Origin of the sequence: Allobosea sp. FBZP-16, assembly GCF_002831785.1 — a bacterium.
Taxonomy (GTDB): Bacteria; Pseudomonadota; Alphaproteobacteria; order Rhizobiales; family Beijerinckiaceae; genus Allobosea; species Allobosea lupini.
Map to the genome: position 1 here is coordinate 92,236 of NZ_LNCQ01000040.1, position 13,636 is coordinate 105,871.

The 13,636-nt window shown below is 67.2% G+C and carries 13 protein-coding genes; 6 read left to right on the plus strand and 7 right to left on the minus strand.

The features are described from left to right. The first annotated feature begins 8 nt into the window (after positions 1–8). Both CXY91_RS30300 and CXY91_RS20515 read left to right on the plus strand, forming a co-directional pair. Positions 9–1,109, plus strand: coding sequence for an ATP-grasp domain-containing protein (locus tag CXY91_RS30300; RefSeq protein ID WP_158673512.1), 1,101 nt, complete (start codon positions 9–11; stop codon positions 1,107–1,109). 346 nt (positions 1,110–1,455) lie between these two features. Further along, positions 1,456–2,286 (plus strand): DUF3108 domain-containing protein, encoded by an 831-nt coding sequence (locus CXY91_RS20515; protein ID WP_158673513.1) that lies wholly within the window; start codon positions 1,456–1,458, stop codon positions 2,284–2,286. A gap of 499 nt (positions 2,287–2,785) precedes the next feature. Here CXY91_RS20515 and CXY91_RS20520 read toward each other — a convergent pair whose 3' ends face one another. The 5 genes from CXY91_RS20520 to CXY91_RS20540 form a co-directional block, all read right to left on the minus strand. Beyond that, the gene (locus CXY91_RS20520; RefSeq protein ID WP_100963046.1) at positions 2,786–3,685 is read right to left on the minus strand and encodes an amidohydrolase family protein; all 900 of its coding nucleotides are present in this window, start codon (positions 3,683–3,685) and stop codon (positions 2,786–2,788) included. Beyond that, entirely contained in the window at positions 3,678–4,961 is a 1,284-nt protein-coding gene (locus CXY91_RS20525; protein ID WP_248307572.1) for an MFS transporter, read from the minus strand. Before CXY91_RS20525 ends, CXY91_RS20520 begins: the two co-directional genes overlap by 8 nt. Positions 4,962–5,094: 133 nt before the next feature. After that, positions 5,095–5,994, minus strand: a complete 900-nt coding sequence (locus CXY91_RS20530; RefSeq protein WP_100963047.1) for an AraC family transcriptional regulator — start codon at positions 5,992–5,994, stop codon at positions 5,095–5,097. A 291-nt stretch (positions 5,995–6,285) separates the two neighbouring features. Further along, positions 6,286–7,704, minus strand: coding sequence for a bifunctional serine/threonine-protein kinase/universal stress protein (locus CXY91_RS20535; RefSeq protein WP_100963048.1), 1,419 nt, complete (start codon positions 7,702–7,704; stop codon positions 6,286–6,288). 9 nt (positions 7,705–7,713) lie between these two features. Further along, on the minus strand, positions 7,714–8,454 hold the full coding sequence (locus CXY91_RS20540; RefSeq protein WP_100963049.1) for a metallophosphoesterase family protein: 741 nt from the start codon (positions 8,452–8,454) through the stop codon (positions 7,714–7,716). Between CXY91_RS20540 and CXY91_RS30305 the strand changes: the two genes are divergently transcribed. The 3 genes from CXY91_RS30305 (at position 8,441) to CXY91_RS20550 (ending at position 11,249) form a co-directional block, all read left to right on the plus strand. Beyond that, positions 8,441–8,620 carry a hypothetical protein gene (locus CXY91_RS30305; RefSeq protein WP_158673514.1) on the plus strand — a complete coding sequence of 60 codons (180 nt, stop codon included), beginning with the start codon at positions 8,441–8,443 and terminating at the stop codon, positions 8,618–8,620. The two genes, CXY91_RS20540 and CXY91_RS30305, sit on opposite strands and share 14 nt — an antisense overlap. Before the next feature lie 129 nt (positions 8,621–8,749). Beyond that, entirely contained in the window at positions 8,750–9,544 is a 795-nt protein-coding gene (locus CXY91_RS20545; RefSeq protein ID WP_100963050.1) for a phytanoyl-CoA dioxygenase family protein, read from the plus strand. Between the two features lie 115 nt (positions 9,545–9,659). Continuing rightward, positions 9,660–11,249: a CYTH and CHAD domain-containing protein gene (locus CXY91_RS20550; protein WP_248307578.1), complete on the plus strand. Its 1,590-nt coding sequence runs from the start codon at positions 9,660–9,662 to the stop codon at positions 11,247–11,249. Positions 11,250–11,302: 53 nt separating this feature from the next. Here the strand turns inward: CXY91_RS20550 and CXY91_RS20555 are convergent, their stop codons facing one another. Then, on the minus strand, positions 11,303–11,677 hold the full coding sequence (locus CXY91_RS20555) for a hypothetical protein (RefSeq protein WP_100963052.1): 375 nt from the start codon (positions 11,675–11,677) through the stop codon (positions 11,303–11,305). 195 nt (positions 11,678–11,872) lie between these two features. Between CXY91_RS20555 and CXY91_RS20560 the strand changes: the two genes are divergently transcribed. Next, on the plus strand, positions 11,873–12,343 hold the full coding sequence (locus tag CXY91_RS20560) for a hypothetical protein (RefSeq protein ID WP_158673515.1): 471 nt from the start codon (positions 11,873–11,875) through the stop codon (positions 12,341–12,343). Between the two features lie 2 nt (positions 12,344–12,345). On the opposite strand, the gene CXY91_RS20565 is transcribed toward CXY91_RS20560, so the two are convergent. Continuing rightward, positions 12,346–13,584: an aspartate kinase gene (locus CXY91_RS20565; RefSeq protein ID WP_100963054.1), complete on the minus strand. Its 1,239-nt coding sequence runs from the start codon at positions 13,582–13,584 to the stop codon at positions 12,346–12,348. Positions 13,585–13,636 lie beyond the last annotated feature (52 nt).

A 13,636-nucleotide genomic window follows, 5' to 3' on the forward strand; every position in this document is an offset into this window, starting at 1 on the left:
GTCGAGCAATGAGCGGTCGCGCAATCCTTCTGGCAGACAGATTTCGGATGGAATACAGGATACTGAAAGCAGTATCCTCGTATTTCGACGATATTCATATCATCGGGACTGGAGATGGGGCCTGGCTCAGGCATTCTCGTCACTGTCGGGCCTTCCATGATCTAGGAAAACCGTTCGCGCTTGCTGGTCCTGGTGAGGCGTCTACGATAGACAGCTACGCGAAAGATCATCAGATTTCCTGCATCCTTCCGACCTGTGGGCACACGACCCGCTTTCTGGCAGCCTATCCGGACAGCTTCGAGACGCCTTGCTTCCCTGTTCCTGCTGGGCAGGCGTTCGATCTGCTGAACAACAAGCTCACCTTTCATCAGCTCTGCCGTGATCTCGACCTGCCCGTGCCCGGCACGAGAATCTTCGAGACCTGGTCCGAGCTGCGCGCCGCTGCCGCGACTGGCGCACTGATCTACCCCTTCATCGTCAAGCCGACGAACCTCGATGGCGGATGGGGGGTGCGCCGGATCAACGGCCCGGAGGATCTGCTCGGGCGGATCGACTACAGTCCGATCCTCGCACAGGATTTCATTCCCGGCCGTGATCTCTGCGTCTTCTATCTGTGCGAGCGCGGCGAGATCACGGGTCAGGTCGCCTACACCTTTGCGCGCCATGGCATCCGTTTCGTTCGACGCCCCAATGTCGATGCTTTCAGCCGGGTCGTCGCCGCCCATCTCAAGCTCGATGGGGTGATCGGGTTCGACCTGCGTGAACGAGCCGATGGTCAGGTCTTCTTCATCGAGAGCAATCCGCGCTTCTGGTTCCGAATGGACGTCATGACGCTCGCGGGCCTGGATTTCATCCGGGCGGCCTTGACGAAGGAAGCCCTGGGAAAGGGGCCGCCGGACGGGCTGGAGCTGAGAAATCGCGGCCGCCTCTTCAAGGCGGCCGTGCTGCCCTGGCGGCTGAACTGGCTGGAGCGGCGCGTTATCCGTGAACTTGCGCGCGATCCGGTGCTGCCGCTTCTCGAAATGCTGGGCAGAACAAAACCCGCCGGCCCGCCTTTGCCGCGGGATCAGACCATCGTCACGATCCCGGCGAACGTCACGCCCTACTGACCGGAAGCCGCAGCTGGAACGGTGCTCACGACTTAGCCCTGGAAGGGGTTGAATTGGCCGCACCGGGATGTCGATGAAGCCCAGCGCGCATCCCTGCAGAATCCGCCGGCCCGGAGGCCCTGCATCGCCTGATCCGAAATCGTAAGCGGTCGCGCCTTCGTGCATGGCTGGGCTCTCGTCCTTCACGCTACAACGGCACATCGCCTCGGCTCTGTCATGCTGGGCGGCCACGCGGAGGGAAGGGGACCTACCGGTCTCGTGCGGGATGATGCGGATGCTCGGGCGCGAATTCGACAGCGACGACGCGCAGCGGCTGCGAGGCTGCTCAGCCTCCTTGGCGAGGGCGATGAAGTCCGAGCGCGGCGGGAGGGCAGGCGGCGTCGCATCGAGACAGGCCAGGGCCCTCGCGGCAGGGGCCCTGATCGCCGGGGCGCTCGCCTGCGCCGTGCCCTCGGCCGCCTCGGCGCGCGACCTGCGCCTTCGCTACGATGTCATGGTGCTGGGCGGGGTCACGCTGGGCGAGATCGAGGTCACCTCGCTGCTCGACCGCGCCGGCTATCGTATCGAGATCCGCACGCGCCCCTACCGGGCAGCCCAGCTCGTCGGGGCGGCCGAGCAATCCGGCAAGGTCGAAGGCCGCTGGGGCCGCAGCGGCCCCGAGCCGCGGCTCTACCAGGCGAATGGCTCATGGCGCGGCCGGGCCTATGTCAGCGAGATGCACTATCCGCGCGGCGTGCCGACGATCCGGCGGCAGGAGCCGTCGAACGAGGACCGCGAGGCCATCCCGCCCGAGCTGATCCGCGGCACGATCGACTCGCTCTCCGGCCTCGCCGGGATGCTGAAGAAGGTGGCGGAGAGCAAAAGCTGCGACGGCTCGACGGCGATCTATGACGGCCGCCGCCGCTCGGTCGCGGTCATGACCTCCTCGGCCAGGGTGCAGGTGAGCGACCAGGGGCCGCTGGACGGCCGCGGGCTGAGCTGCGGCTTCACCGTCCGGACCATCGCCGGCTTCCGGCATGACGATGATCGCGAGGCGGCGATGCGGCCTCTGAAGGGCTCGGTCCTGCTCGCGCTGCGCGAGGGCGGCGAATTCCCCGTGCCGGTGCGCTTCGAGGTCGAGACGCGCTGGTTCGGCACGGTCGCGGTCCAGCTTGCCGCGCCTCCTGTCGAATTCTAGAGCATTTTTGAGCGAAGTGGCACCGGTTCGCGTGAAGAAAATTCGATAAAACAACAACTTAGAGAAATTCCACGAGTCGAGGAATTGCGGAATTGCTCTAGCCCAGGATCTTGCCCGGGTTGAGGATGGCGTGCGGGTCCGGCGCTTGCTTGATCGTTTGCGGCCTGCCTGTACGTCATGGTCGCGCCGATGGGATCGACGGAACGGATCGTGTCCGTCCGCGACAGATTGAGCACGATCTGCGCCCGCTCGGCGATCGGCACGGCACCGCCCGCCAGACTGGTGTCGCCGCCTTGCGGGCGCGCCACGGCGAGCGCGGGGGCGCCGAACTCGCTACGCCGATCGACACAATAGGACGCCCTGGCCTGATCTCGAGACGAGCCCGGCATCGCCCAGAAGCCGATGCAGGGCCGTCTGCACCTCGTCGGCGCCGCGCGAATCGCCGGTCATGACGGCTGCCGTCCCGGTTCCGCCGCCGCAGGGGACGAAGATGCCGTCGTCAGGCCCGCGGCCCAAAGCCGTAGAGGCGGTGCGCATTGTCAGTGAGCACCCGAGCGCGAGCTACCGGATCGGGCACCCAGTCGGCGAGCAGATCGAGCAGGTCGCCGACATTCATCATGTGCTGCCAATGCGCGACATGCGGCCAGTCGGAGCCCCAGACGCAGCGCTCCGGCGCCGCCTCGTGAAGCAGGCGGGCGAAGGGCACGGTGTCGGCATAGGGCGGGCCCTCGACCGAGTTGCGATAGGCGCCCGAGAGCTTGACCCAGGCACCATCGCGAACGAGCGAGACGAGCGCCTGAAAGCCGGGGTCGGCGATCCCGCGGGAGGTCGGGAAATGCCCCCAATGATCGACGACGAAGGGCACGGGCAGCTTGCCCAATCTCGGGCTCAGGTCCGGAAGGTCCTTGGCGTCGACGAGGAATTGCAGGTGCCAGCCCATCTCCCGGGCGAGCGCCGCGTACTGATCCAGCTGATCGAAGCCGACGCCGCCGCCATAAAGGACGTTCAGGCGCAAGCCGACGACGCCGGCCGCCTTGAGCGCAGCGAGCTCCCTGTCGGGCAGGCCGAGAGGGATGACGGCTATGCCGCGCAGCCGATCGCGGTTCGCCGTCAGGGTCTCGACCATCAGGCTGTTGTCCGTGCCGTGCACGCTGACCTGAACCAGGACGCCATGGCTCATGCCGGTCGCGTCCAGCATCGCCAGATAGCTCTCCGGAGTCGCCGGGGGAGGGGTGTAGCTGCGTCCACTCACCAAGGGATGGGCCGGCGGCGCCCCGATGACGTGCGCGTGGGTATCGACCGCGCCTTGCGGCACGACGAAGCGCGTCGGCCGGTGCGGATGAGGATCGGGCCCAGGGCAAGCCGGGGCCCGATCCGTCGAGGGAGGCTGTTCACGCATCGGCTTGCAACACCTTGCCGCGCGTCTCCGGCAGCGCATAGGCGGCCAGGAAGAACAGGACGTAGGCGATGAGCGCGAACAGGCAGATGGCGTTGGCGAGCGAGGTCATCTGCGAGAGATAGCCCACCAGGAAGGGAAAGAGAGCCCCGACGCCTCGGCCGAAATTATAGCAGAAGCCTTGGCCGGAGCCTCGCAGCCTGGTCGGATAGAGCTCCGTCAGGAAGGCGCCCATGCCCGAGAAATAGCCAGAGGCGAAGAAGCCGAGCGGGAAACCGAGAACCCAGAGCAGCTCGTTCGACAGCTGAAGCTGCGTATAGGCCAGGACCACCACCATCGCTCCGAGCGAAAAGGTCAGGAACAGGTTGCGGCGGCCGTATTTGTCGGCGAACCAGGCGCCGACCAGGTAGCCCACGAACGAACCGATGATCAGCGCCGCGAGATAGCCGGTGGAGCTCACGATCGAGAGCTTGCGCTCGGTCGTCAGGAAGCGCGGGACCCAGAAGGTGATCGCGTAATATCCGCCCTGGCAGCCGGTCGCGACCAGCGAGGCGAGGATGGTCGTCTTGAGAATCGGGCCCTTGAAGATCTCGAGGATCGAAGGCCTGTCGCCGGAGGCTGCCCCCTTGGCGCGCGTCTCGACCGAGACCTCCGGCTCCTTCACATAGGCGCGCAGATACAGGACCAGCAGCGCCGGCAGTGCGCCGATCGCGAACATCCAGCGCCAGGCCTGCTCTGCCGGCAGCAGCGAGAACAGTGCCGCCTGCGCCAGCACGGCGAGCCCCCAGCCGACTGCCCAGCCGGACTGGACCGAGCCGACCGCACGTCCCCGGTACTGCGCCCGGATCGTTTCGCCCATCAGCACGGCGCCGGCGGCCCATTCGCCACCGAAGCCGAGCCCTAGCAGGGCACGGAAGACGAGCAGCTGGTCGAAGTTCTGGGCGAAGGCGCACAGCAGCGAGAAGAAGGAAAACCAGACGATGGTGAGTTGCAGCGTGCGCACGCGGCCGATCCGGTCGGCGAGATAGCCGGCGCCCCATCCACCGACCGCCGAGGCGAGCAATGTCACGGTGCCTGCGAGACCGGCGGTCCCCGCATCGACCTTCCACAGCGTGATGATCGTCCCGATCACCAGCGGGTAGATCATGAAATCCATGCCGTCGAGCGCCCACCCCGTCGCGCAGGCCCAGAAGGTGCGCTTTTCGGGGACGGTCATGTCCCTGTAGAAGCCGGTCAGACTCGTGTCTTCGATCGGCGTGACTGTGCTTGAGGATGTCACTGGTCGTTACCTCCCACGCTTCGCCTTCGATGGGCGATAGGTTCGTCAGGAGAGGTCTCTCAAAACCTTCGGGTCGGTCTGCCGGAAAATTCTCCGGCGCCGGCTCGAATGCCGGAATTTTGTCGAAAAATGCTCAACGCCCGCCTATCTGGCGCCGATAGAGCGCCGGGCTCGCGCCGGTCACCGCCCGAAAGGCGACACCGAAATGCGATTGTGACGAGAAGCCGACCGCCAGGGCGATGTCGACGATCGGCAGGTCGGAGGTCGCCAGTAATTGTTTCGCCGCGCCGACGCGCTCCTCGATCACGAAACGATGGGGCGTGAGACCCGTCGAGCGCTTGAAACTCCGGATAAAGCTGGAGGGACTCATGCCGGCGACCTTCGCCATGGCCGCCAAGGTGACGGGAGCGCCGATATCGGCGCGCACGAACTCGGCGATGCGCCGGCGCATCGTTCCGTCCAGGGGCGGCATAGGCTCGGATTTCGGTGGGCCGGATATCGCGTAGCGATCCGACAGGTGCAGCGCGAGCGTGTAGGCGACCTGTTCGGCCAGCAGCGGATTGGGGCGATGACCGCTTGCGCTCGCCTCGACCAGGCGCTTCGCGGAAAACTCCAGCATCGGATCTTCGGTGTCCCAGGCCCTGTCCATCAGGGCGATCGGCTCCGTCGATCCGCGCGCGGCGGCCACGTCCCGGAGCACGGTTTCGCCGAGATAGAGCAGCAGCAGCTTGCCCGAGCCGACATCGGGCACGGCATCCACAACCACGCTGCATTCCGGCTGGCCGATCCGAAATCGGCCAGCGCGCACCGGCGCGTCGCGCCGAACCCTGCCGTTCTCGATCAGCACGTGACGCCGTACATCATACAGCGTGATCGCGACCGTCGGGACCGGCAGTTGCCCGAATTCGTAGAGATGCGGACCGGTGACCTCGCTGACGGCCGCGGCAAAGCCCGTCGTCGCCCAGAGGTCGATGAGAGCCGACTGTCTGCGGCCCGTGACGAGTTCGGCGTGACGAAGCGGATTCAGCTGCATGAACGTAGGTCAGGCTGGATAACCAAAAGTCCTAGCACCGATCATAGGACGTCGCCACCGGCTGCGGGATTTCAGTCCAAAGCCGCGTTGGACGGGGCCAAGGTGCCGATTCTTCGCTCCGATCTACGGCGGAGGTAGAGGCGGGCGACATGATCGCGTGCGATCCGCTCTCCATCGCGGGGCTCGAGATAGTCGTCGACGCTCTATCCGCGCCATCTCATGCGGCAGAGTGATGCTGAGTGATCGGGTCCTGCTCATGAGACCTCCGATCGGTTCTGATCCTCGTACGATTTAATCCTTCTCGGGATCTTTCTCGCTCGCCCCGCCTTTCACCCGCACCACCGAGACCGAGCACAGCGCTTCCGCCACCACCTTGGTCGAGACGCTGCCGAGATGGCGGCGCACGGCCGAGGAGGAGCGGGCGCCGAGAACGATATGGTCGATGTCGTTGTGCCCGGCATAGCGCAGGATCGCGTCGGCGACGCTGACCGCCTCGATCACGTGATAGCTGACACGGTCCTCCGGCAGGTGCAGCGGCCGGGCCCAGTCCTTCAGCGCTACCAGCCGGCCAATGTAGAGCGAGCGACCTTCCGCATCGACGGTCTTGGTCTCCCCGATGATCTCGGTCTTGAGCACCGTCAGGCAGGCGAGGGCGGAGTCTGGCCGGGCGGCCAAGAGCCGGCTCGTCTCGGCGAGGATCGCGGCGGCCAGCGCATCCAGCCCCTCCGAGAGATCGACGGCGGTCAGCACGATCGAGGGGCCGGCCTTGCGTCGCGCCACCGTCGGCGTGCCGGTGACCTCGGCTTCGTCGCGCTTCTGGAAGAGATCGATCAGCCGTTTGCCGAGGCTCCGTTCCGCCGCGGTCGGGCGCCTGCGCGAGACGGTGACCTGCTCGGGGTGGCGCAGGTCGAAGGCGAGCCTGGTCGCATCGGCATAGCGCCGGCCGCGATCGACCTCGAGACAGCGTGCGATGATCGCCTCGAGCCAGGCCGGCGCCTGCGGATTGACCGCGCGCAAGGATTTGGGCGCATGATAGAGCCGCCGCTTCATGCCGGGCACGGTCTTGGGCCGGCCGAACGGCTCTTCGCCCGATGCCATCTGATAGAGGATGGCGCCGAGCGCAAAGAGATCGCTCGCAGGGTCGGAGCGCTCGCCCAGCACCTGCTCCGCCGCGATATAGGCTGATGTCCCCATCGGTTCGGTGCTCTCCTCGCCGAGCAGGTCGGGCAATTCGGCATGGCGGGCGAGGCCGAAATCGAGCAGCACCGCGCCCTTGTCGGTCAGGATCACGTTCTCGGGCTTGAGATCGAGATGGACCACGTTCTGCCGGTGCAGGTCGGCCAGCGCCGTCGCGATCGCGATGCCGATGCGCTGGACCTCGGCGAAGGTCAGGGGCGCCTGCTTGATCGGTTCCGCCAGGCTTGTCCCGGCAACGAAGCCCATGGCGATGAAGGGGATGCGGGAAAGATCGCCCGACGCGACGAAGCGCGGCACATGCGGGCCCGACAGGCGCTTGTGGATCAGCACCTCGGTCTCGTAGCCGACGATGGCAGAGACGTCGGCGCCGGGGTCGAGCACCGGAATCTTCACAACCAGCGGTCCGGGATGATCCGGATGGCTGGCGTGCCAGAGGCTTGCCATCCCGCCGGCCTTCAGGCGCTCGCCTAGCGTGAAGCCGTCGATGACCGAGCCGGTCCGAGGCCGCTTCATCCCGTTCTCCTATCTGCCGATCTGCAGGCGCAGGCCGAGCCAGTCCGGCAGGCCTGCCGCCCGGATCTTTTGCACGGTATCCTGCGTGTCGTAGGGCACGCGGACCATGGTGACCTCGCGCGCCTGCGTATCGAGCAGGGCAAAGCATGCGGTCGGGTCGCCGTCGCGCGGCTGGCCGACGGCGCCGACCACGACGACATGCCGGTGTACGGCCGAAAGCGGCGCCGGGACGTCGCGCAGGGGGATGAACGCCACCGGCTCGCGCCCGGCCCTCGCATAGAAGATCGTCGGCAGATGGGTGTGGCCGCAGACCACTGTTGCCGCGTCTGTCGCCGCCAGGCACGCTTCGGCGCTGCGGAGGTCGCGGACATAGTGCCAGGCGTCGGGGTCGCGGGCGCTGGCATGGACGAAGAGCACGCCGTCGAGCTTTGCCGTCAGCGGCAGGCTGTCGAGAAAGGCGCTTTGCCCTGCTGAGAGTTGCGCCCTGGTCCACAGCGCCGCTTCATGCGCATTCGGCGTCATGCCGGCGGGGCCGTGCACCGCGGCTTCGTCATGATTGCCACGGATGCAGATCGCGCCGGCGGTGACGAGTTCGCGTGCGATATCGACACAGAACCCCGGATCGGGGCCGTATCCGACGATATCGCCGAGCAGCACCAGCGTGTCCGGCGCGAGCCGGCGCACCGCCTGCAGCACCGCCTCGAAAGCCTCGCGGTTGGCGTGGATGTCGGAGAGGATGGCGATCCGCATTCAGTATCCGGGCCCGAATCCGGGGATGCATATCGTGGCAGGGCAGCTGCCGGCTTGGCCAGAGCGCCTTTCGGCTCAGATCGAGGCCCGCAGGGTTGATCGCCCCGGCGGCCGCTGCGATACTGAACGCATCATGATGATGTTTGCCGTCTTCGATCTCGTCTGACCTTCCTGCGGACCTGAAGCGCGTATCGCGCCCGGGCACCGCAAACGGATGCTCCGCATCCGAAGGTCCTTTGCCAGCCTCCCCGTGCGGCGGGCGTTTCGGCTGGCCGATATCGAAAGACGTCCGTCAATGGTTCATCCTGAAACCGGCGCCCGCGTCCTCGACGCCGCGCAGATCGCCCATTTCGTCGAGCGCGGCTTCATCCGGCTCGATCATGCCTTCCCGCCTGCGCTTGCCGATGAGGCTCGCGCCATCCTCTGGCGCGATCTCGCCTGCGATCCGCATGATCCGTCGAGCTGGACCGAGCCGGTGATCCGGCTCGGCATGTACAGCGCTGCGCCCTTCGTCGCGGCGGCGAACACGCCGCTGCTGCATGGCGCCTTCGACCAGCTCGTGGGTGCCGGGCGCTGGCTGCCTTGTCGCGCCATGGGTACCTTTCCGGTGCGCTTTCCCTCAGCGGAGGACCCGGGCGATGCTGGCTGGCATGTCGATGTCAGCTTCGGCTTCGACGATCCCGATTTCATGAACTGGCGCGTCAATCTCGCCTCGAAGGGCAGGGCGCTGTTGATGCTCTTCCTGTTCTCCGATGTCGGCGAGCAGGATGCGCCGACGCGTATCAGGGCGGGCTCGCATCATCACATCGCCCGCCAGCTCGCGCCGGCGGGCGATGCCGGCCTGTCGTTGCGCGAACTGGCCGCCGACGGCTTCGCCGGCAGCGCCGGGTGCGAGGAGCTGCTGGCGATGGGGCAGGCCGGCACGGTCTATCTCTGCCATCCTTTCCTGGTGCATTCCGCTCAGCCGCATCGCGGCGAGACGCCGCGCTTCATGGCGCAGCCGCCGCTGTTGCCGCGTAAGCCGCTCCGCTTGGATCGGGAAGACGGCGCCTCTTCGCCCGTCGAGGCCGCGATCCGGCAGGCACTCTGACGCCTGCGCCACTTCGCCCGGGGCTCGGTCCTCGGGCGAAGTGGTGACAAGCTGCCGCCTGCGCAGCTAGTGTCGCGGCTCACGCACTGCCCGGTGGAGAGAAGCCTTGGACGCCGTGCCGAGAGACGATGCCGCCCAGCCCGAGGGTGTCGCAGCCTCCGAGCCGCAGACGCAGCCGCCGCGCGAGATCGAGCTGAAGCTGGCCGCGTCGCCCGAGGCGCTGGAGGCGCTGCGCGGCGCCGATCTGATTGCGCGCCATGCCCGAAATCAGGGCGTCACCCGCCGGCTCGACGCGGTCTATTACGACACGCCAGACCGTCTGCTCGACCGCAACGGCCTGGCGCTGCGGGTGCGCCGCAGCGGCAAGCGCCATGTCCAGACGCTGAAGCGCTCGGGCTCGGGCGGCCCGCTGGCGCGCGACGAATGGGAGGTCGCGCTGCCCGACGGTACGCTCGATCTTGCTCTGCTGCCGCTCGCCGAGGTCGGCGAGCCGCTCGCCAGCCTGTCGGCCGGGCAGCTCGCGCCGGTCTTCGCCACGCGCGTCAGGCGGCGCTTGCGCCGCCTCGACTATGCCGGCGCGCTGATCGAGATCGCCTTCGACGACGGCACGATCGAGGCCGGCGAGAAGACCCTGCAGGTCAGCGAGGTCGAACTCGAACTGAAGGAAGGCGAGGCGGCGGCGCTCTACGACCTCGGGCTCGCCATGCTGGACGTCGCCCCGTTGCAGCTCGCGACGCAAAGCAAGTCGGCGCGCGGTTACGGGCTCGCATTCGCGCGCCTGCCGCAGGCGGTGAAGGCCAGGCCGGTCGAGATCGGCGCGCACGACAATGCCGATGCGGCGATCGCCGCGATCCTCGCCAATACCTACAGGCAGCTTCTCGGCAATCTTGCGGCGGTGGCGACGCGCTCGGGGCCTGAGGGCGTCCACCAGATGCGGGTGTCGCTGCGCCGCCTGCGCTCGGCGCTGTCGGTGCTGAAGCGCGAGGTCGCTTCGCCTGCATTCGAGCCGGTCGGGCGGGAAGCGAAGCGCCTTGGCCATGTGCTGGGGCCGGCCCGCAACTGGGATGTCTTCATCACCCAGACCGTGCCGGATATCGAGGCCGACGGGCTCGACGATGCCGGGTTGTCGGCGCTGCGCAAGGCTGCGGAGCCATTCCAGACGAAAAGCTATGCCGATATCGCGAAGCGGCTGGAGAACCCGCAGACCAGCCGGTTCCTGCTGTCCTTCGGCGCCCTGATCGAGCGCCGCGGCTGGCGCAGCGGCCTTCCCAGCGAGGCCATGGCGGTGCTGGCCGAGCCGGCCGATGATTTCGCCGGGCGGGTGCTGGCGCGCACGCATCGCCAGGCGCTGAAGCGTGGCCGCGGCTTCGGCAGCCTCCGGCCCGAGGGGCGTCACGAATTGCGGCTGGCCTTGAAGAAGCTCCGCTACACCGCCGAATTCTTCCTGCCGCTGCATGACGGCCCGGCGGCGCGACGATACCTGGCTCGGTTGTCGCGCTTGCAGGAGGCGCTGGGCCTCGCCAACGATGCGGCGACGACGCAGCACCTCCTGGCCGAACTGCGCGATGGCAAGACGCCGGGGCCAGAGCTGCATTTCGCCGCCGGCGCCATCCATGGCTGGCAATCCCGCCATACCATCGAATCCGGCCGCAAGCTCAAGAAGCGCTGGCGGAGATTCGAGGCGGCGAACCCGTTCTGGATATAGTCCGTCCCGGGCTCGCTACACCGTTCGAATCCAGCCGATCGGCTTCGGCCCGATCAGCTGGTCTTCCTGGTGACGATGGTCAGCTCGCCCTCGTTGCTCACCTGGGCCAGCACGACGTCGCGGGTCGAGAAGCCCTTGGCTTCGACGGCCGATTTGGCGACCGGCGCCTTCTCGACGGCCTGACGCAGCGTCTCGAGCTCGGCCGCGGTGCGGGTCGCCACCAGCTGGTTGACCTGTGCCTTGCTCGCTTCGGGAAGCTCGTCGATCTCGACGACCTTGACCGAGGTGATCGTCGGGGCGCCCGCAGGAGCTTCCTGCGAGGAGGCGGGCGGTTTGGCCGAGGGGCGCTCCGTCGACGGCGCCTGGGCATAGGCGGCGCCGGCCAGGATCGTGGCGGCGCTCGCGGCAGCGATCGTGATCATACGCATGGCATGTCCTTCCATCGGTCTCGGAAAGCACGATCTGACACCAGCAATGGGATCAGAGGCTGGAAGCGATCGGGCCATTTCGTGATCATATCGCGGCGCTGAAGGGGCATTCGCGGCGCGGCTTGCCCACACGTGCTGGCCTTGGCATCCTGCGGTTACCGCAACGTCAGGGCGAGATCGGCGATGAGTGCGCGTGTGGTGATCCTGTGCACTCTGGCGGTGGCTCTCGGAGGCGGCGCGCAGGCGCTGGACATCGACAGCCTGCGTGGCCATTCCATCGTGATTTCGTATCGCGAGCGCCTGATCGGCCGGATGGGGCCGATCGGATTCTTCTGGAACGACAGGGTCTATATCTCGGAAGCGTCCCGGATCTTCCACCGGGCGGATGTGCGCTCGACCGTGCCTGGTCGTGGCGGGGGACGCGAGTCCGTCGGGGACGGGCAGGGCGGCACGAGCCAACTGGCCTGGAACGGCTCGGCCCTGACGCGAAGTTGGGTCAACGGCATCGGCGTGCAGGTCACGCAGACGATCGAGGTGTTTCCGCAAGCCGGCGGCTTCGGCTGCCGGATGCGCGTCGGGCGCGATGGGCCGGTGCCGCCGGTCGAGGTCCTGTCCGAGTCGTGCCGCGTGATACGCGGCAACGTCTTCGCCGGCCGCGGCCGCTGATCTCAGGCCGCGTCCAGCCCGTAGAGCGAGTGCAGCGTGCGTACCGCCAGCTCGGTATAGGCGGCGTCGATCAGCACCGAGAACTTGATCTCGGAGGTGGTGATCGCGCGGATGTTGATGCCCTTCTCGGCCAGCGCCCGGAAGGCACGGGCCGCAACGCCGGCATGGCTGCGCATGCCGACGCCGATGGCCGAGATCTTCACCACGTCGGTCGCGCCCTGCAGCGCCTGATAGGCGATGTCGTTATGCCGATCTTCGAGCAGCTTGCGGGCGCGCTCGTAATCGGCGGTCGGTACGGTGAAGGTGATGTCGGTGGTCGCCTGGTCGTCGGAGACGACCTGTATGATCATGTCGACATTGATGTTGGCGTCGGCCAGCGGCCCGAAGATCGCCGCGGCGACGCCGGGCTTGTCGGCCACGCGCCGGAGCGTGATCTGGGCTTCGTCGCGCGAGAACGCGATGCCGGTGACGATCTGCTGTTCCACGATGTCGTCCTCGTCGCAGATGAGGGTGCCTGGATTGGGATTGTCGGGGTCGTCGAAGGAGGAGCGCACATAGGTCGGCACGCGCTGCACCATGGCGATCTCGACCGAGCGCACTTGCAGCACCTTCGAGCCGAGAGAGGCCATCTCCAGCATCTCTTCGAACGAGACCTTGTCCATCCGTCTCGCCTTCGGGACGATGCGCGGATCGGTGGTATAGACGCCGTCGACATCGGTGTAGATGTCGCAGCGATCGGCCTTCAGGCCCGCGGCGAGCGCGACGGCGCTGGTGTCCGAGCCGCCGCGTCCGAGCGTCACGATGCGGTGGCTGCGCGGGTTGATGCCCTGGAAGCCGGAGCAGACGGCGATTTCGCGGTTGCGGTCGAAGCCGGCGAGGATGCCGGCGCCGTCGACGCCCTCGATCCTGGCCGAGCCATGCGCGTCCGAGCCGTAGAGCGGGATCTGCCAGCCCTGCCAGGAGCGGGCGGGCAGGCCCATCTCCTGCAGCACGATCGCCATCAGTCCGGAGGTGACCTGCTCGCCGGAGGCGACGACGGTGTCGTATTCGGCCTGGTCGTAGACGGAGGACGCTTCCTTGCACCAGGCGACGAGCTCATTGGTCTTGCCCGACATGGCCGAGACCACGACCGCAACCTGGTTGCCGGCGTCGAATTCGCGTTTGACGTGGCGGGCCGCGTTCTTGATGCGCTCGACAGTGGCGACCGATGTGCCGCCGAACTTCATCACCAGACGGGCCATGACGTCTAAAGGCTCTCTAATCTGCGCCCGGCCGGGCCGGGACGAAACGTCC

What these genes read in the sequence shown, in the direction of transcription:
- CXY91_RS20555 (WP_100963052.1), bottom strand. Translation starts at nt 11,677, where the DNA reads ATGCGTATGATCACGATCGCTGCCGCGAGCGCCGCCACGATCCTGGCC.
- CXY91_RS20515 (WP_158673513.1), top strand. Translation starts at nt 1,456, where the DNA reads ATGAAGTCCGAGCGCGGCGGGAGGGCAGGCGGCGTCGCATCGAGACAG.
- CXY91_RS30300 (WP_158673512.1), top strand. Translation starts at nt 9, where the DNA reads ATGAGCGGTCGCGCAATCCTTCTGGCAGACAGATTTCGGATGGAATAC.
- CXY91_RS20520 (WP_100963046.1), bottom strand. Translation starts at nt 3,685, where the DNA reads ATGCGTGAACAGCCTCCCTCGACGGATCGGGCCCCGGCTTGCCCTGGG.
- CXY91_RS20530 (WP_100963047.1), bottom strand. Translation starts at nt 5,994, where the DNA reads ATGCAGCTGAATCCGCTTCGTCACGCCGAACTCGTCACGGGCCGCAGA.
- CXY91_RS20540 (WP_100963049.1), bottom strand. Translation starts at nt 8,454, where the DNA reads ATGCGGATCGCCATCCTCTCCGACATCCACGCCAACCGCGAGGCTTTC.
- CXY91_RS20565 (WP_100963054.1), bottom strand. Translation starts at nt 13,584, where the DNA reads ATGGCCCGTCTGGTGATGAAGTTCGGCGGCACATCGGTCGCCACTGTC.
- CXY91_RS20545 (WP_100963050.1), top strand. Translation starts at nt 8,750, where the DNA reads ATGGTTCATCCTGAAACCGGCGCCCGCGTCCTCGACGCCGCGCAGATC.
- CXY91_RS30305 (WP_158673514.1), top strand. Translation starts at nt 8,441, where the DNA reads ATGGCGATCCGCATTCAGTATCCGGGCCCGAATCCGGGGATGCATATC.
- CXY91_RS20535 (WP_100963048.1), bottom strand. Translation starts at nt 7,704, where the DNA reads ATGAAGCGGCCTCGGACCGGCTCGGTCATCGACGGCTTCACGCTAGGC.